The organism is Limnospira platensis NIES-39 (genome assembly GCF_026000695.1).
GTDB lineage: Bacteria > Cyanobacteriota > Cyanobacteriia > Cyanobacteriales > Microcoleaceae > Limnospira > Limnospira platensis.
Map to the genome: position 1 here is coordinate 4,493,588 of NZ_AP026945.1, position 15,416 is coordinate 4,509,003.

The following is a 15,416-nucleotide window of genomic DNA, read 5'->3' on the forward strand; positions in this document are numbered from 1 at the left end:
GTTAGGTTGCACCTCGGAGCCTTCCGTTCCCCGCTTCAATCCTGGGGTTGTGATTCCCAAAACTGGGGGTGGCTATCGCCGTTACCCTAATTTCCTAACTTTTACTTATCCATTTTTGGACATCCTATAAGGAATTTGTATGAGTTAGTTTGTTTTGACCTTGGGTTCCCTGCCTTGATTTGTATCGTAGGATACTAATCGTTGGGACATATAAACAGTTATGAGGATGGTCAGGAGTGCGCTCCTTATATTCAACCAAGGGGTTGAAGTCCCCACCAGGCGGTTATTTCGGGTATTGCAACCCTATTTCATGCCTGAACGTCTCGCACTTTTAAGATAGTGTTTACCTAGAATCTGTCTAGCTTTGCCTCTGTTTTTTGAACCTTTAACCTTCTTCGATACGCGACGGTGACTACGTTTTAAGACCCGTTCGCCTTTTCTCAGGAATCTAGGATTTTCAACGGTGACTCCGTTTGAATCGGTGTAATACTCTTTCAGTCCAACGTCTAAGCTAATGGTATTGCCTGTCGGCGCTGTGTTTTCTTTCCTGTCAACGTTAATACAGAATTGAACGTACACACCATCAGCACGTTTCACCAGTCTTACCCGTTTGATCTGGCTGACTTGGTAAAAGTGTAAATCGCGTGTACCTTTGATTTTGAGTTTACCAATTCCTTTTTTATCTGTGAAAGTTATTGATTTTCTGTCGTCTGCAAGTTTCCACCCGGTTGATTTATATTCAACTGAGCGACAATCTTTTTGAAACTTCGGATACCCCTTTTTACCGGGAATATTCTTCTTGCAGTTTTCATAAAATCGAGAGATAGCTGACCAAGCTCTTTCAGCACTGGCTTGTCTCGCTTGAGAATTGAGTTCGTCGGTAAATGGAAAAGTCGCTGCCAGCACCGCACAGTATTTGTTCAAATCGTACTTATTCTTTTTAGGATTATCCACCCAATAGCGCCAACAGCTATTGCGGACAAACTGCGCTGTACGAATGGCTTCAGCTACTGCGATGAACTGGCTTGATTTTCCGTAGGTTTTGAACTCAAAAACTAGCATGGCTCTACCTCCTATCTTATGCTAACGCCATCAGCACAAAATATTCGATATTGCCACAAAAATTTACAATTCAAGCCGTCCTAGAAGGACGGGGTTTTAGACCCAGTTTCTTGATAACCCGCCACTCCATAATCCCCATAATTCGCGATCGCTTGTTCAAAACTCACACTATGTTAAGTTTTGTAAACAAAAATTAAGAAATGTTGCGAAAAATTTTTTTGGGCGGGGTTGCTTGCTTTTGTCGCTGACTCGTGGTATCATTTTAAATAATCGAATTATTGACATTTTTTTATTTTTGTAAATGTAAAATTATTAAATAATATTTCCATATACTACCACTACTCCCCGCCACCTGTCAACCCTATTTCCGAATTAATTATTAATTGTAGGGGCGCGCCTCTGCTGTCAATTCTCAATTCCCCACGACCAGAGGCATAAACCCGCCCTACCCCACCGGGGAATTACAGGGGAAGGGGGAAGGTGCGTCAGTTGATAATTATCCGGTTCTCATCGCCATAGTCGGGGGTCTGACGCACCCTACAGTCGGGTGATCAATTATCCCGTTAAGAAGCCTCAGCCGGACGTATCCATAAACGATTATCAGAAGTAGCAGCAAACAATTTCCCTTCACTAGCAGCCATAGCCACCACATTATTAGCATGACCAATTTGCTGCCAGATCAAATCTTCGTGGACAGTATCGCGCATCCAGAGATTATTGTCAGAAGTAGCAGCATAAAGTTTTCCACCCGTAGCAGTTAATCCCACCACATTATTAGCATGACCAATCTCGACCCAAGGAATATCCTGAGTATTGACCTCCCGAGTTAATAACTTATTATCCGAAGTAACAGCATAGAGATTACCGTCACTGGCGGTCATGGCTATCACCTTCTCAGCCTGACCAATCTTATCCCATTTGATATCCTCAGCCACCCCTTCGCGGACCCAGAAGGAGCCATCTTGGGTAGCAGCAAATAACATATTATTAGTGGCAGCCATAGCGACAGCCTGATTAGCCTGACCAATCACCTGCCAGTTAATATCCCCAGGGACAGCCACCCTAATCCACAACTTATAATCTTGAGTAATTGCATAAAGGGCACCATCCATGGCAGCCATAGCGACCACATAGTTAGCATGACCGATGTGTTCCCAATTGCTCTCTCTTCTATTAATACTCATTAAAACAGACTCCTTCAGTTTTAAAGATCTGATGGCAGACCCATCATAGCCAAATAATTAACAAAATCAACCCCATGCCGACCCGGGGATGCGATCGCTCAACAATAGCCTTTAGACATGGGGTTGTTTGTGCCTATAGCTAAAAACCCAAACAATCCCTAGTTAGGACATAGCTTGGATAATAAAGTCAAAGTAAGGGGCTGCCTCCTTAGCATCTTCATCATCCAAAAGCGCCAGAGATGCTTCCTTGAGGCAACGGATAGCCTCTACCATTCCCGGCATAGGAACACCCAGAGAATTGTACATTTCCTTAACCCCAATCAAGCCAATGCTTTCAATAGGATCTTTATCTCCAGACAGAATGCCATAAGTAATTACACGCAGATACCAGCCATAGTCCCGCAAACACAAGGAACGTTCCCGCTGTCCAGCGGCATTACCACCGGGGGCAATAAAATCTGGGCGCTTCTTCCACAGTTGTGCGCTAGCACGGTCAACAATCTTTTTTTCGTTTTCGGTAAGTGTATCGACAATCCGCAACCTTTGCTCACCAGTTTTCAAGAAATCACTAATATTCTTGAGTTCCCCAGTGGTCGGGTAACGGAGTTCATCATCGGCCTTGAGAATAACTTGGCTTACTACAGTCATCGTTTTTCAAACAGATAAACAATAATTTCCGGTCGAGATAGCCTTGACAGCCTACCCCCCTATTGAGAATGGTACATTAAAGTTTCCCCTCATAGCGATCCTAGTCTAAATACTGGGGGTTATCGGTACGGCTTATGCTTACTAGTATTATTCAGGTTGACCCACTGATATATTCTCGCGATCGCATCCTCAACAGATTGTCCCAGTCTGAGGGAGTGTTGCTGCCTCATATACTCCCCCTTTAAAATAATCCTTCCCAATAAGCCTGTCAGACCACTAACATTAAGTAGTTTAGCGATTCAGGGCTACAGACAGCAAAAAGCCCCCAAAGGTTTTAGCCTGATCATTTCACACTATCGGATTCAACACTATGGCAACTTGGCAGCAAGGTCAACAGATAGAAGTCTCAATTACAGATTTAGCAGAAGGCGGAAACGGAGTCGGACGATATCAAGACCGGGTTGTGTTTGTCCCAGATACTGTCCCAGGCGATCGCGCTTTAGTCAGACTCACACGGGTTAAGTCTAAATACGCAGAAGCCAAAATACTGCAACTGCTCACAAGCTCTTCATCCCGTATCCGTCCCCATTGCATTGTCGCCGACAAATGTGGGGGCTGTCAGTGGCAGCATATAGATTATCACTTCCAACTAGAAGCTAAAAGGCATTTAGTCGTTAATGCCTTAACCAAAATCGGGGGATTTATTGAACCACCAGTAGCCCCAGTTTTGCCCTCCCCCCAACCCTTAGCCTATCGCAATAAAGTTACCTATCCCCTACGATTATCTTCTACGGGTCAGGTACAAGCTGGATATTATCAAAAAGCCAGCCATCGGTTAATTAATTTGAATCAGTGTCCAGTGCAAGATCAGCACCTCAATCCTTTATTGGCTAACATTAAACAGGATATCCAAAATCGTGGGTGGCTGGTTTATAATGAACAACAACATACTGGCACTATCCGCCATCTTTCTTTTCGCATAGGGCGGCGCACAGGAGAAATTTTGCTAACTCTCGTCGTCAAAGATAATAACTTACCACAACTTAAAGAACAGGCAGAACTCTGGCTACAGCAATATCCACAATTGGTAGGAGTTTGTCTTAATCTCAACAGCGATCGCACTAATACTATCCTTGGCAAAAATACCCATTGTCTCATCGGCAAACCTTATATACATGAGATATTTGCTGATTTAAAGTTTCGCTTGACTGCCGACACTTTCTTTCAAGTCAATACCGAAGCTGCCGAATCTCTGTTATCAGCTATTTCCTCAGAGTTGAATTTGCAGGGTCACGAAATCCTAGTAGATGCTTACTGTGGTATCGGCACCTTTACTCTACCCCTAGCCAAGCAATTAGGACAGAATTTCCCCCCAAAAGAAATTAGGGTGATTGGTTTAGAGTCGCAAGCAGGGGCGGTAGAACAAGCTATTTCTAATGCTGATTTAAATGACATTAATCATGTACAATTTCGCGTCGGTTCCGTTAAACAACTCTTGCCAAAAATACCATTTAAGCCCGATATAGTTGTCCTAGATCCACCCCGACAAGGATGCGATCGCACCGTCATTCAAACTCTCTTAAATCTACAGCCTCAACGCATTGTTTATATCAGTTGTCGTCCCGTTACTTTGGCACGAGATTTACAACTACTCTGCGAAAACGGCATTTATCAACTCACCAAAGTACAACCTGTCGATTTTTTCCCCCAAACCTCCCACGTTGAATGTGCAGCCTTTTTGACTCTTAGTCACTAATCTAACTCATGCCCAAAAACTCCTTCCACCCCTCCCTCCCTCTGGTGAATTCCCAAATTTACTATTGACATCTGATGAGACTTGACCTATAATAGTATCATGGGAAAATGTGCCGACATATATATGGCTGTGCTGGGTAGCCCAGCCCCTATCGGCAACCCTATTCCCTAATTCTGACTTGAGTCCAAAACAGTTGCATGAGACCAACTCCAGTCAGACCAGCAACTATAGCCCAGGTGAGAGTCAAACCAATAACATCTCCCAAAAAAAAGCCGGTCAACTGGCGCAAAATGCCGCCTAATACCCATCCTATAGGTAATCCCACCCCCCAACACACAACACTAGCCACCACCCAGCGACCGCCCCCAAATACCGACTCTCGCAAAACCCACCATTGAAAAAGTCCCAGCGCCACACCCACCTTCGCCCCTTCTAGGACTCCATAAAACAGGCGGAGAAACAGGTTAAGGGTCCGCGGTGCCATCCAGCCCATAGCACCTATAGGAGTTAACCCCATTAAACACCAAGCGATCGCACTAACCCAAATCCAACGCCAGGGGTAAGCAATATGGTGACGGAGGACAAACCATTGCGCGCCGCCAACACTCAACCCCCCAACAACTCCCACCAACCAATTAACATCAGGACGTTCTCCCACTTCTATCCATAGCAAACTCACCAGAAACCCAGCCACAGTGACAGCCACCCACCGGACCAAAAATCTACCTTCAGCTTTAACCAGAGACACGGACCTAGAAAGCCACCACATGATCAGTTAGAAAAGCGATGCCAGGAGAAGTATTCTAGCAGGGGGTCTAATTTATCATAGCATACCAAATCAGCAATTAATTCAGCGGTAATAGGGGCTAGTAGAATACCATTACGGTGATGACCTGTAGCTAGAGTTAAATTCTCAAAGGGACTTCTACCCAAGATAGGTAATTCGTCGGGGGTAGTAGGGCGAAAACCGGACCAAAATTCCTCAATGGGAAACTCTGCGAGTCCGGGATAAAGTCGGGTAGCCTCTGATAGCAGAGTATTTATTCCTTTGGGGGTGAGACTCTTATGAAAACCGACATTTTCGGCCGTAGCCCCCAGGACGATTAAACCATCACGGCGTGGTACAATATAAATACCAGACCCAAATAGAACTTGTTTCAGGGGTAGTTCCGAAATATAATCAGGGACTCGCAGTGATAACATTTGACCTTTTATGGGGTACACTGGAATAGGCAGGATTTGACCTGACCAAGATCCGGCCGCGAGAATGTAGTGAGAACCTACGATCGCCCCTTGGTTGGTGTTGATTTGCTTAACTTGATTAGTGGTGGTGGCGATTTCTTGGACTTCTACACCATCCCTAATTTGTATGCCTAATTGTTGGCTGGCATGAATTAGCGATCGCATTAATAGGCGGCGGTTGTCAACTTGGCCATCTTGTGGAAACCACCATCCCCCAACCACTTCTGAACTTAAACCGGGTTGCTGAGTGATCAGCTGATCTGCTTCTAGCCAGATAGCCGGACTCTCAGGAGTTTGGGGTAGTTTTGTTTGTTGGGGATATTCATAAACCGGGGCGAGAATACCACAAGGCCAATAGCCGGTATCTAAGCCAGTGAGGTGTTGAATTTTGCTAGTCCACGGTTGATAAAGCGATCGACTACGGAGGGCTAAATCAAGCAGAGGACTTGGGGGAATTCTTTCAGCCTGGGGTGCTAACATCCCCGCCGCCACATATCCCGCCGCCTCTTGAGTATTGCGGCTACAGACAGTGACAGTTGCGCCTCGCCATTGGAGAGCGATCGCCACAGATAACCCAACAATACCACCACCTATAACAATTATATCACTTTTTTGATGACTTGAGGTACTCATTGTTAGTCACAAATTCTGAATTATCAATTAATTTAGATCTGACCTCTGACGCGGTAAATCAATGTAGTCTCAGTTTTTTTTCTTGTCGTTGGGGGTATCGGTTGGAGGAGGGGAGTGGCTGTCAGAAGACTTTAGGGCTTCATCTAAAACCATTCTAGCAGCTTCAGCATGGCTGCGCGCTTCCCGGTAGCGGAGGTTAGCGACCGCAAAATTTTTCAAAGCCTTAAACCCTTCTTTGAGGTCAGTAATTTCTTCCATGGTGGTAGTTTGGTCACTAAAGAGGATATCAATTTGGTCACGGGCTTTTAGGGCTTCTTCGCGAGACTCCATCATTTTCAACTTGAGTGAAGCGAGGTTGCTAAGGGTCTGGACAGCTTCCGTGACAGCATCTTCTTCTCCAATAGTTGCCATAGAGGTTTCCTTAACCTCCACAAACTGCTCTGGACTAAAGCCATCTTCCAACTCAGTGGGTAATTTTCCATTATCCATAAGTTCCATAAGTTTATCCATAGCCTGTTCACGGGCTTTAGGGGAGTCTTTACCCCGGACAGACAGGAGAATTTCTGGACTTTGGGGGAGGGTGTAGCGAACCATATTGACACAGATTGCCTAGAATGACTATTGAGATAAATATTTTAGCAGAATCCGAACATGAAAGAGCAAGTTATTCTCTGGTTGAACCGCCTTTTGGTAGCGGATGTGTTTCTGGTGTTATTGAGTTTCCTGTGGTTGGCGATCGCTGTTTTGGGTAAATCTATGGGGGTTAACCTGGGATTAGAACTGTGGTATCAACTCTGGGAACCTGTTTTCACTCCGGCGATCGGTCTATTAATGGCTGGTGCGTTACTAATCGGGGCTATGAATCAAATCTCTAAATGGTTAGTACGTCCTAATTCCCAATCGTAATCTATAATCCCCCAAACACTTAATGATTAATAGTCGATAGTTGACTCTCTCAATTATCGACTTTCCCTTTTCGGGAGACTCTCCCAACTTCCGACTCCTGAAAACCTCCACATTTTCAAGTCAACCCGGAAACTGTTATGTGGGTAGGTTATATGAGAGTAACTCTCGCAACTGGTGACTTTCCGTTTTCGGGAAACTCTCGCAACTCGTGACTTTCCGTTTTCGGGAGACTCTCCCAACTTCCGACTCCTGAAAACCGCCACATTTCCAACTCAACCCGGAAACTGTTATGTGGGTAGGTTATATGAGAGTAACTCTCGCAACTCGTGACTTTCCGTTTTCGGGAGACTCTCCCAACTTCCGACTCCTGAAAACCGCCACATTTCCAACTCAACCGGAAAACTGTTATGTGGGTAGGCGATATTTGAGTAACTCTCCCAATTTCGGACTTCTGAAAACCGCCACATTTCCAACTCAACCCGGAAACTGTTATGTGGGTAGGTTATATGAGAGTAACTCTCCCAACTGGTGACTTTCCGTTTTCGGGAAACTCTCCCAACTTCCGACTCCTGAAAACCGCCACATTTCCAACTCAACCCGGAAACTGTTATGTGGGTAGGTGATATGAGAATAACTCTCCCAACTGGTGACTTTCCGTTTTCGGGAGACTCTCCCAACTTCCGACTTCTGAAAACCTCCACATTTCCAACTCAACCGGAAAACTGTTATGTGGGTAGGCGATATTTGAGTAACTCTCCCAATTTCGGACTTCTGAAAACCGCCACATTTTTAAGTCAACCGGAAAACTGTTATGTGGGTAGGTTATATGAGAGTAACTCTCGCAACTCGTGACTTTCCGTTTTCGGGAGACTCTCCCAACTTCCGACTTCTGAAAACCGCCGCATTTCTAACTCAACCAGGAAACTGTTATGTGGGTAGGTGATATTTGAGTAACTCTCCCAACTGGTGACTTTCCGTTTGAGGGAAACTCTCCCAACTTCCGACTTCTGAAAACCTCCACATTTCCAACTCAACCGGAAAACTGTTATGTGGGTAGGTGATATTTGAGTAACTCTCCCAATTTCGGACTTCTGAAAACCGCCACATTTTCAAGTCAACCCGGAAACTCTTATGTGGGTAGGTGATATGAGAGTAACTCTCCCAATTTCGGACTTCTGAAAACCGCCACATTTTCAAGTCAACCCGGAAACTCTTATGTGGGTAGGTGATATGAGAGTAACTCTCCCAACTGGTGACTTTCCCTTTTCGGAAAACTCTCGCAACTCGTGACTTTCCCTTTTCGGGAGACTCTCCCAACTTCCGACTCCTGAAAACCGCCACATTTTTAAGTCAACCGGAAAACTGTTATGTGGGTAGGTTATATGAGAGTAACTCTCCCAACTGGTGACTTTCCCTTTTCGGAAAACTCTCCCAACTCGTGACTTTCCCTTTTCGGGAGACTCTCCCAACTTCCGACTTCTGAAAACCGCCGCATTTCTAACTCAACCAGGAAACTGTTATGTGGGTAGGTGATATTTGAGTAACTCTCCCAACTGGTGACTTTCCGTTTTCGGGAAACTCTCCCAATTTCGGACTTCTGAAAACCGCCACATTTTCAAGTCAACCCGGAAACTCTTATGTGGGTAGGTGATATGAGAGTAACTCTCCCAACTGGTGACTTTCCCTTTTCGGAAAACTCTCGCAACTCGTGACTTTCCCTTTTCGGGAAACTCTCCCAACTTCCGACTTCTGAAAACCGCCACATTTCTAACTCAACCAGGAAACTGTTATGTGGGTAGGTGATATTTGAGTAACTCTCCCAACTGGTGACTTTCCGTTTGAGGGAAACTCTCCCAACTTCCGACTTCTGAAAACCTCCACATTTCCAACTCAACCGGAAAACTGTTATGTGGGTAGGTGATATTTGAGTAACTCTCCCAATTTCGGACTTCTGAAAACCGCCACATTTTCAAGTCAACCCGGAAACTCTTATGTGGGTAGGTGATATGAGAGTAACTCTCCCAATTTCGGACTTCTGAAAACCGCCACATTTTCAAGTCAACCCGGAAACTCTTATGTGGGTAGGTGATATGAGAGTAACTCTCCCAACTGGTGACTTTCCCTTTTCGGAAAACTCTCCCAACTTCCGACTTCTGAAAACCTCCACATTTCCAACTCAACCGGAAAACTGTTATGTGGGTAGGTGATATTTGAGTAACTCTCCCAATTTCGGACTTCTGAAAACCGCCACATTTTCAAGTCAACCCGGAAACTCTTATGTGGGTAGGTGATATGAGAGTAACTCTCCCAATTTCGGACTTCTGAAAACCGCCACATTTTCAAGTCAACCCGGAAACTCTTATGTGGGTAGGTGATATGAGAGTAACTCTCCCAACTGGTGACTTTCCCTTTTCGGAAAACTCTCGCAACTCGTGACTTTCCCTTTTCGGGAGACTCTCCCAACTTCCGACTCCTGAAAACCGCCACATTTTTAAGTCAACCGGAAAACTGTTATGTGGGTAGGTTATATGAGAGTAACTCTCCCAACTGGTGACTTTCCCTTTTCGGAAAACTCTCCCAACTCGTGACTTTCCCTTTTCGGGAGACTCTCCCAACTTCCGACTTCTGAAAACCGCCGCATTTCTAACTCAACCAGGAAACTGTTATGTGGGTAGGTGATATTTGAGTAACTCTCCCAACTGGTGACTTTCCGTTTTCGGGAAACTCTCCCAACTTCCGACTTCTGAAAACCGCCACATTTTTAAGTCAACCGGAAAACTGTTATGTGGGTAGGTTATATGAGAGTAACTCTCCCAACTGGTGACTTTCCCTTTTCGGAAAACTCTCGCAACTCGTGACTTTCCCTTTTCGGGAAACTCTCCCAACTTCCGACTTCTGAAAACCGCCGCATTTCTAACTCAACCAGGAAACTGTTATGTGGGTAGGTGATATTTGAGTAACTCTCCCAACTGGTGACTTTCCGTTTGAGGGAAACTCTCCCAACTTCCGACTTCTGAAAACCTCCACATTTCCAACTCAACCGGAAAACTGTTATGTGGGTAGGTGATATTTGAGTAACTCTCCCAATTTCGGACTTCTGAAAACCGCCACATTTTCAAGTCAACCCGGAAACTCTTATGTGGGTAGGTGATATGAGAGTAACTCTCCCAATTTCGGACTTCTGAAAACCGCCACATTTTCAAGTCAACCCGGAAACTCTTATGTGGGTAGGTGATATGAGAGTAACTCTCCCAACTGGTGACTTTCCCTTTTCGGAAAACTCTCGCAACTCGTGACTTTCCCTTTTCGGGAGACTCTCCCAACTTCCGACTCCTGAAAACCGCCACATTTTTAAGTCAACCGGAAAACTGTTATGTGGGTAGGTTATATGAGAGTAACTCTCCCAACTGGTGACTTTCCCTTTTCGGAAAACTCTCGCAACTCGTGACTTTCCCTTTTCGGGAGACTCTCCCAACTTCCGACTTCTGAAAACCGCCGCATTTCTAACTCAACCAGGAAACTGTTATGTGGGTAGGTGATATTTGAGTAACTCTCCCAACTGGTGACTTTCCGTTTGAGGGAAACTCTCCCAACTTCCGACTTCTGAAAACCGCCACATTTTTAAGTCAACCGGAAAACTGTTATGTGGGTAGGTTATATGAGAGTAACTCTCCCAACTGGTGACTTTCCGTTTGAGGGAGACTCTCCCAACTTCCGACTTCTGAAAACCTCCACATTTCCAACTCAACCAGAAAACTGTTATGTGGGTAGGCGATATTTGAGTAACTCTCCCAATTTCGGACTTCTGAAAACCGCCGCATTTTCAAGTCAACCCGGAAACTCTTATGTGGGTAGGTGATATGAGAGTAACTCTCCCAACTGGTGACTTTCCCTTTTCGGAAAACTCTCGCAACTCGTGACTTTCCCTTTTCGGGAGACTCTCCCAACTTCCGACTTCTGAAAACCGCCGCATTTCCAACTTAACCAGGAAACTGTTATGTGGGTAGGTGATATGAGAGTAACTCTCCCAACTGGTGACTTTCCGTTTTCGGGAGACTCTCCCAACTTCCGACTTCTGAAAACCGCCGCATTTCCAACTTAACCAGGAAACTGTTATGTGGGTAGGTGATATGAGAGTAACTCTCCCAACTGGTGACTTTCCGTTTTCGGGAAACTCTCCCAACTTCCGACTCCTGAAAACCGCCACATTTTTAAGTCAACCGGAAAACTGTTATGTGGGTAGGTTATATGAGAGTAACTCTCCCAACTGGTGACTTTCCCTTTTCGGAAAACTCTCCCAACTTCCGACTTCTGAAAACCTCCACATTTCCAACTCAACCGGAAAACTGTTATGTGGGTAGGTGATATTTGAGTAACTCTCCCAATTTCGGACTTCTGAAAACCGCCACATTTTCAAGTCAACCCGGAAACTCTTATGTGGGTAGGTGATATGAGAGTAACTCTCCCAATTTCGGACTTCTGAAAACCGCCACATTTTCAAGTCAACCGGAAAACTGTTATGTGGGTAGGTTATATGAGAGTAACTCTCCCAACTGGTGACTTTCCCTTTTCGGAAAACTCTCGCAACTCGTGACTTTCCCTTTTCGGGAGACTCTCCCAACTTCCGACTCCTGAAAACCGCCACATTTTTAAGTCAACCGGAAAACTGTTATGTGGGTAGGTTATATGAGAGTAACTCTCCCAACTGGTGACTTTCCCTTTTCGGAAAACTCTCGCAACTCGTGACTTTCCCTTTTCGGGAGACTCTCCCAACTTCCGACTTCTGAAAACCGCCGCATTTCCAACTTAACCAGGAAACTGTTATGTGGGTAGGTGATATGAGAGTAACTCTCCCAACTGGTGACTTTCCGTTTTCGGGAGACTCTCCCAACTTCCGACTTCTGAAAACCGCCGCATTTCCAACTTAACCAGGAAACTGTTATGTGGGTAGGTGATATGAGAGTAACTCTCCCAACTGGTGACTTTCCGTTTTCGGGAAACTCTCCCAACTTCCGACTCCTGAAAACCGCCACATTTTTAAGTCAACCGGAAAACTGTTATGTGGGTAGGTTATATGAGAGTAACTCTCCCAACTGGTGACTTTCCCTTTTCGGAAAACTCTCGCAACTCGTGACTTTCCCTTTTCGGGAGACTCTCCCAACTTCCGACTTCTGAAAACCGCCGCATTTCTAACTCAACCAGGAAACTGTTATGTGGGTAGGTGATATGAGAGTAACTCTCCCAACTGGTGACTTTCCGTTTTCGGGAAACTCTCCCAACTTCCGACTCCTGAAAACCGCCACATTTTTAAGTCAACCGGAAAACTGTTATGTGGGTAGGTTATATGAGAGTAACTCTCCCAACTGGTGACTTTCCGTTTGAGGGAGACTCTCCCAACTTCCGACTTCTGAAAACCTCCACATTTCCAACTCAACCAGAAAACTGTTATGTGGGTAGGCGATATTTGAGTAACTCTCCCAATTTCGGACTTCTGAAAACCGCCGCATTTTCAAGTCAACCCGGAAACTCTTATGTGGGTAGGTGATATGAGAGTAACTCTCCCAACTGGTGACTTTCCCTTTTCGGAAAACTCTCGCAACTCGTGACTTTCCCTTTTCGGGAGACTCTCCCAACTTCCGACTTCTGAAAACCGCCGCATTTCCAACTTAACCAGGAAACTGTTATGTGGGTAGGTGATATGAGAGTAACTCTCCCAACTGGTGACTTTCCGTTTTCGGGAGACTCTCCCAACTTCCGACTTCTGAAAACCGCCGCATTTCCAACTTAACCAGGAAACTGTTATGTGGGTAGGTGATATGAGAGTAACTCTCCCAACTGGTGACTTTCCGTTTTCGGGAAACTCTCCCAACTTCCGACTCCTGAAAACCGCCACATTTTTAAGTCAACCGGAAAACTGTTATGTGGGTAGGTTATATGAGAGTAACTCTCCCAACTGGTGACTTTCCCTTTTCGGAAAACTCTCCCAACTTCCGACTTCTGAAAACCTCCACATTTCCAACTCAACCGGAAAACTGTTATGTGGGTAGGTGATATTTGAGTAACTCTCCCAATTTCGGACTTCTGAAAACCGCCACATTTTCAAGTCAACCCGGAAACTCTTATGTGGGTAGGTGATATGAGAGTAACTCTCCCAATTTCGGACTTCTGAAAACCGCCACATTTTCAAGTCAACCCGGAAACTCTTATGTGGGTAGGTGATATGAGAGTAACTCTCCCAACTGGTGACTTTCCCTTTTCGGAAAACTCTCGCAACTCGTGACTTTCCCTTTTCGGGAGACTCTCCCAACTTCCGACTCCTGAAAACCGCCACATTTTTAAGTCAACCGGAAAACTGTTATGTGGGTAGGTTATATGAGAGTAACTCTCCCAACTGGTGACTTTCCCTTTTCGGAAAACTCTCGCAACTCGTGACTTTCCCTTTTCGGGAGACTCTCCCAACTTCCGACTTCTGAAAACCGCCGCATTTCCAACTTAACCAGGAAACTGTTATGTGGGTAGGTGATATGAGAGTAACTCTCGCAACTCGTGACTTTCCCTTTTCGGGAGACTCTCCCAACTTCCGACTCCTGAAAACCTCCACATTTCCAACTCAACCGGAAAACTGTTATGTGGGTAGGTTATATGAGAGTAACTCTCCCAACTGGTGACTTTCCCTTTTCGGAAAACTCTCGCAACTCGTGACTTTCCCTTTTCGGGAGACTCTCCCAACTTCCGACTTCTGAAAACCGCCGCATTTCTAACTCAACCAGGAAACTGTTATGTGGGTAGGTGATATGAGAGTAACTCTCCCAACTGGTGACTTTCCGTTTTCGGGAGACTCTCCCAACTTCCGACTTCTGAAAACCGCCGCATTTCTAACTTAACCAGGAAACTGTTATGTGGGTAGGTGATATGAGAGTAACTCTCCCAACTGGTGACTTTCCGTTTTCGGGAAACTCTCCCAACTTCCGACTCCTGAAAACCGCCACATTTTTAAGTCAACCGGAAAACTGTTATGTGGGTAGGTTATATGAGAGTAACTCTCCCAACTGGTGACTTTCCCTTTTCGGAAAACTCTCGCAACTCGTGACTTTCCCTTTTCGGGAAACTCTCCCAATTTCCGACTTCTGAAAACCGCCACATTTCCAACTTAACCAGGAAACTGTTATGTGGGTAGGTGATATGAGAGTAACTCTCCCAACTGGTGACTTTCCGTTTTCGGGAGACTCTCCCAACTTCCGACTTCTGAAAACCGCCACATTTTTAAGTCAACCGGAAAACTGTTATGTGGGTAGGTGATATGAGAGTAACTCTCCCAACTGGTGACTTTCCGTTTTCGGGAAACTCTCCCAACTTCCGACTCCTGAAAACCTCCACATTTCCAACTCAACCGGAAAACTGTTATGTGGGTAGGTGATATTTGAGTAACTCTCCCAATTTCCGACTCCTGAAAACCTCCACATTTCCAACTCAACCGGAAAACTGTTATGTGGGTAGGTGATATTTGAGTAACTCTCCCAACTGGTGACTTTCCCTTTTCGGAAAACTCTCGCAACTCGTGACTTTCCCTTTTCGGGAAACTCTCCCAATTTCCGACTTCTGAAAACCGCCGCATTTCCAACTTAACCAGGAAACTGTTATGTGGGTAGGTGATATGAGAGTAACTCTCCCAACTGGTGACTTTCCGTTTTCGGGAGACTCTCCCAACTTCCGACTTCTGAAAACCTCCACATTTCCAACTCAACCGGAAAACTGTTATGTGGGTAGGTGATATGAGAGTAACTCTCCCAACTGGTGACTTTCCGTTTTCGGGAAACTCTCCCAACTTCCGACTTCTGAAAACCTCCACATTTCCAACTCAACCGGAAAACTGTTATGTGGGTAGGCGATATTTGAGTAACTCTCCCAATTTCGGACTTCTGAAAACCGCCACATTTTCAAGTCAACCGGAAAACTGTTATGTGGGTAGGTTATATGAGAGTAAC

The 15,416-nt window shown here is 45.3% G+C and carries 26 protein-coding genes and 1 pseudogene; 2 read left to right on the forward strand and 25 right to left on the reverse strand.

Annotated features, from left to right (window positions below; genetic code table 11):
* Positions 1-318: 318 nt before the first annotated feature.
* From N39L_RS21995 to N39L_RS22005, 3 genes and pseudogenes are all read right to left on the reverse strand, one after another.
* A pseudogene (locus N39L_RS21995) lies at positions 319-1,062 on the reverse strand (RNA-guided endonuclease InsQ/TnpB family protein); the annotation flags it as partial.
* Between the two features lie 563 nt (positions 1,063-1,625).
* On the reverse strand, positions 1,626-2,246 hold the full coding sequence (locus N39L_RS22000) for a PQQ-binding-like beta-propeller repeat protein (RefSeq protein ID WP_006616660.1): 621 nt from the start codon (positions 2,244-2,246) through the stop codon (positions 1,626-1,628).
* A 162-nt stretch (positions 2,247-2,408) separates the two neighbouring features.
* Positions 2,409-2,894 carry an allophycocyanin subunit alpha-B gene (locus N39L_RS22005; RefSeq protein WP_006616661.1) on the reverse strand — a complete coding sequence of 162 codons (486 nt, stop codon included), beginning with the start codon at positions 2,892-2,894 and terminating at the stop codon, positions 2,409-2,411.
* Between the two features lie 370 nt (positions 2,895-3,264).
* On the opposite strand from N39L_RS22005, the gene rlmD reads away from it, so the two are divergent.
* Positions 3,265-4,650 carry a 23S rRNA (uracil(1939)-C(5))-methyltransferase RlmD gene (gene rlmD / locus N39L_RS22010; protein WP_006616662.1) on the forward strand — a complete coding sequence of 462 codons (1,386 nt, stop codon included), beginning with the start codon at positions 3,265-3,267 and terminating at the stop codon, positions 4,648-4,650.
* Between the two features lie 160 nt (positions 4,651-4,810).
* Here the strand turns inward: rlmD and N39L_RS22015 are convergent, their stop codons facing one another.
* The 3 genes from N39L_RS22015 to N39L_RS22025 form a co-directional block, all read right to left on the reverse strand.
* Positions 4,811-5,419 (reverse strand): hypothetical protein, encoded by a 609-nt coding sequence (locus N39L_RS22015; RefSeq protein ID WP_043468505.1) that lies wholly within the window; start codon positions 5,417-5,419, stop codon positions 4,811-4,813.
* 2 nt (positions 5,420-5,421) lie between these two features.
* Complete coding sequence (gene thiO, locus N39L_RS22020) at positions 5,422-6,525, reverse strand: glycine oxidase ThiO (protein ID WP_014276375.1); 1,104 nt, start codon at positions 6,523-6,525, stop codon at positions 5,422-5,424.
* Positions 6,526-6,594: 69 nt separating this feature from the next.
* The gene (locus tag N39L_RS22025; RefSeq protein ID WP_006616665.1) at positions 6,595-7,119 is read right to left on the reverse strand and encodes a hypothetical protein; all 525 of its coding nucleotides are present in this window, start codon (positions 7,117-7,119) and stop codon (positions 6,595-6,597) included.
* Positions 7,120-7,176: 57 nt separating this feature from the next.
* Here N39L_RS22025 and N39L_RS22030 point away from each other — a divergent pair, with 57 nt between their 5' ends.
* Positions 7,177-7,431 carry a DUF8620 family protein gene (locus N39L_RS22030; protein ID WP_006616666.1) on the forward strand — a complete coding sequence of 85 codons (255 nt, stop codon included), beginning with the start codon at positions 7,177-7,179 and terminating at the stop codon, positions 7,429-7,431.
* Between the two features lie 287 nt (positions 7,432-7,718).
* Here the strand turns inward: N39L_RS22030 and N39L_RS22035 are convergent, their stop codons facing one another.
* From N39L_RS22035 to N39L_RS22125, 19 genes are all read right to left on the reverse strand, one after another.
* Positions 7,719-8,027, reverse strand: a complete 309-nt coding sequence (locus N39L_RS22035; RefSeq protein ID WP_014276377.1) for a hypothetical protein — start codon at positions 8,025-8,027, stop codon at positions 7,719-7,721.
* A gap of 11 nt (positions 8,028-8,038) precedes the next feature.
* Positions 8,039-8,218 (reverse strand): hypothetical protein, encoded by a 180-nt coding sequence (locus N39L_RS22040; protein WP_014276378.1) that lies wholly within the window; start codon positions 8,216-8,218, stop codon positions 8,039-8,041.
* Between the two features lie 140 nt (positions 8,219-8,358).
* Complete coding sequence (locus N39L_RS22045; RefSeq protein ID WP_014276379.1) at positions 8,359-8,772, reverse strand: hypothetical protein; 414 nt, start codon at positions 8,770-8,772, stop codon at positions 8,359-8,361.
* A 176-nt stretch (positions 8,773-8,948) separates the two neighbouring features.
* Positions 8,949-9,194 (reverse strand): hypothetical protein, encoded by a 246-nt coding sequence (locus N39L_RS22050; protein ID WP_014276380.1) that lies wholly within the window; start codon positions 9,192-9,194, stop codon positions 8,949-8,951.
* A 24-nt stretch (positions 9,195-9,218) separates the two neighbouring features.
* A complete protein-coding gene (locus tag N39L_RS22055; protein ID WP_014276381.1) occupies positions 9,219-9,482 on the reverse strand; it encodes a hypothetical protein in 264 nt (87 codons plus the stop codon).
* 22 nt (positions 9,483-9,504) lie between these two features.
* A complete protein-coding gene (locus N39L_RS22060; RefSeq protein WP_014276382.1) occupies positions 9,505-9,918 on the reverse strand; it encodes a hypothetical protein in 414 nt (137 codons plus the stop codon).
* Between the two features lie 176 nt (positions 9,919-10,094).
* Positions 10,095-10,316, reverse strand: a complete 222-nt coding sequence (locus tag N39L_RS22065) for a hypothetical protein (RefSeq protein ID WP_014276383.1) — start codon at positions 10,314-10,316, stop codon at positions 10,095-10,097.
* 48 nt (positions 10,317-10,364) lie between these two features.
* Entirely contained in the window at positions 10,365-10,778 is a 414-nt protein-coding gene (locus N39L_RS22070; protein ID WP_014276379.1) for a hypothetical protein, read from the reverse strand.
* Between the two features lie 294 nt (positions 10,779-11,072).
* Positions 11,073-11,252 (reverse strand): hypothetical protein, encoded by a 180-nt coding sequence (locus N39L_RS22075; protein WP_148261868.1) that lies wholly within the window; start codon positions 11,250-11,252, stop codon positions 11,073-11,075.
* A 2-nt stretch (positions 11,253-11,254) separates the two neighbouring features.
* The gene (locus tag N39L_RS22080; RefSeq protein ID WP_014276385.1) at positions 11,255-11,638 is read right to left on the reverse strand and encodes a hypothetical protein; all 384 of its coding nucleotides are present in this window, start codon (positions 11,636-11,638) and stop codon (positions 11,255-11,257) included.
* Positions 11,639-11,662: 24 nt separating this feature from the next.
* Positions 11,663-12,076, reverse strand: coding sequence for a hypothetical protein (locus N39L_RS22085; protein WP_014276386.1), 414 nt, complete (start codon positions 12,074-12,076; stop codon positions 11,663-11,665).
* 37 nt (positions 12,077-12,113) lie between these two features.
* The gene (locus N39L_RS22090; RefSeq protein WP_014276387.1) at positions 12,114-12,464 is read right to left on the reverse strand and encodes a hypothetical protein; all 351 of its coding nucleotides are present in this window, start codon (positions 12,462-12,464) and stop codon (positions 12,114-12,116) included.
* Positions 12,465-12,758: 294 nt separating this feature from the next.
* On the reverse strand, positions 12,759-12,938 hold the full coding sequence (locus N39L_RS22095) for a hypothetical protein (protein ID WP_148261868.1): 180 nt from the start codon (positions 12,936-12,938) through the stop codon (positions 12,759-12,761).
* Between the two features lie 2 nt (positions 12,939-12,940).
* Positions 12,941-13,324: a hypothetical protein gene (locus N39L_RS22100; protein WP_014276385.1), complete on the reverse strand. Its 384-nt coding sequence runs from the start codon at positions 13,322-13,324 to the stop codon at positions 12,941-12,943.
* A 24-nt stretch (positions 13,325-13,348) separates the two neighbouring features.
* A complete protein-coding gene (locus N39L_RS22105) occupies positions 13,349-13,762 on the reverse strand; it encodes a hypothetical protein (RefSeq protein WP_014276389.1) in 414 nt (137 codons plus the stop codon).
* Between the two features lie 37 nt (positions 13,763-13,799).
* Entirely contained in the window at positions 13,800-14,045 is a 246-nt protein-coding gene (locus N39L_RS22110; RefSeq protein WP_014276390.1) for a hypothetical protein, read from the reverse strand.
* Between the two features lie 281 nt (positions 14,046-14,326).
* Entirely contained in the window at positions 14,327-14,572 is a 246-nt protein-coding gene (locus N39L_RS22115) for a hypothetical protein (protein ID WP_014276391.1), read from the reverse strand.
* A 24-nt stretch (positions 14,573-14,596) separates the two neighbouring features.
* The gene (locus tag N39L_RS22120; protein WP_014276392.1) at positions 14,597-15,175 is read right to left on the reverse strand and encodes a hypothetical protein; all 579 of its coding nucleotides are present in this window, start codon (positions 15,173-15,175) and stop codon (positions 14,597-14,599) included.
* 11 nt (positions 15,176-15,186) lie between these two features.
* Complete coding sequence (locus N39L_RS22125; RefSeq protein WP_014276393.1) at positions 15,187-15,366, reverse strand: hypothetical protein; 180 nt, start codon at positions 15,364-15,366, stop codon at positions 15,187-15,189.
* Between the last annotated feature and the right edge of the window lie 50 nt (positions 15,367-15,416).

Excerpts from the sequence above, each read along its gene's own strand:
- N39L_RS22000 (WP_006616660.1), bottom strand. The coding sequence starts at position 2,246 with ATGAGTATTAATAGAAGAGAGAGCAATTGGGAACACATCGGTCATGCT.
- N39L_RS22005 (WP_006616661.1), bottom strand. The coding sequence starts at position 2,894 with ATGACTGTAGTAAGCCAAGTTATTCTCAAGGCCGATGATGAACTCCGT.
- rlmD (WP_006616662.1), top strand. The coding sequence starts at position 3,265 with ATGGCAACTTGGCAGCAAGGTCAACAGATAGAAGTCTCAATTACAGAT.
- N39L_RS22015 (WP_043468505.1), bottom strand. The coding sequence starts at position 5,419 with ATGTGGTGGCTTTCTAGGTCCGTGTCTCTGGTTAAAGCTGAAGGTAGA.
- thiO (WP_014276375.1), bottom strand. The coding sequence starts at position 6,525 with ATGAGTACCTCAAGTCATCAAAAAAGTGATATAATTGTTATAGGTGGT.
- N39L_RS22025 (WP_006616665.1), bottom strand. The coding sequence starts at position 7,119 with ATGGTTCGCTACACCCTCCCCCAAAGTCCAGAAATTCTCCTGTCTGTC.
- N39L_RS22030 (WP_006616666.1), top strand. The coding sequence starts at position 7,177 with ATGAAAGAGCAAGTTATTCTCTGGTTGAACCGCCTTTTGGTAGCGGAT.
- N39L_RS22040 (WP_014276378.1), bottom strand. The coding sequence starts at position 8,218 with ATGTGGCGGTTTTCAGAAGTCCGAAATTGGGAGAGTTACTCAAATATC.
- N39L_RS22055 (WP_014276381.1), bottom strand. The coding sequence starts at position 9,482 with ATGTGGCGGTTTTCAGAAGTCCGAAATTGGGAGAGTTACTCTCATATC.
- N39L_RS22075 (WP_148261868.1), bottom strand. The coding sequence starts at position 11,252 with ATGCGGCGGTTTTCAGAAGTCCGAAATTGGGAGAGTTACTCAAATATC.
- N39L_RS22095 (WP_148261868.1), bottom strand. The coding sequence starts at position 12,938 with ATGCGGCGGTTTTCAGAAGTCCGAAATTGGGAGAGTTACTCAAATATC.
- N39L_RS22125 (WP_014276393.1), bottom strand. The coding sequence starts at position 15,366 with ATGTGGCGGTTTTCAGAAGTCCGAAATTGGGAGAGTTACTCAAATATC.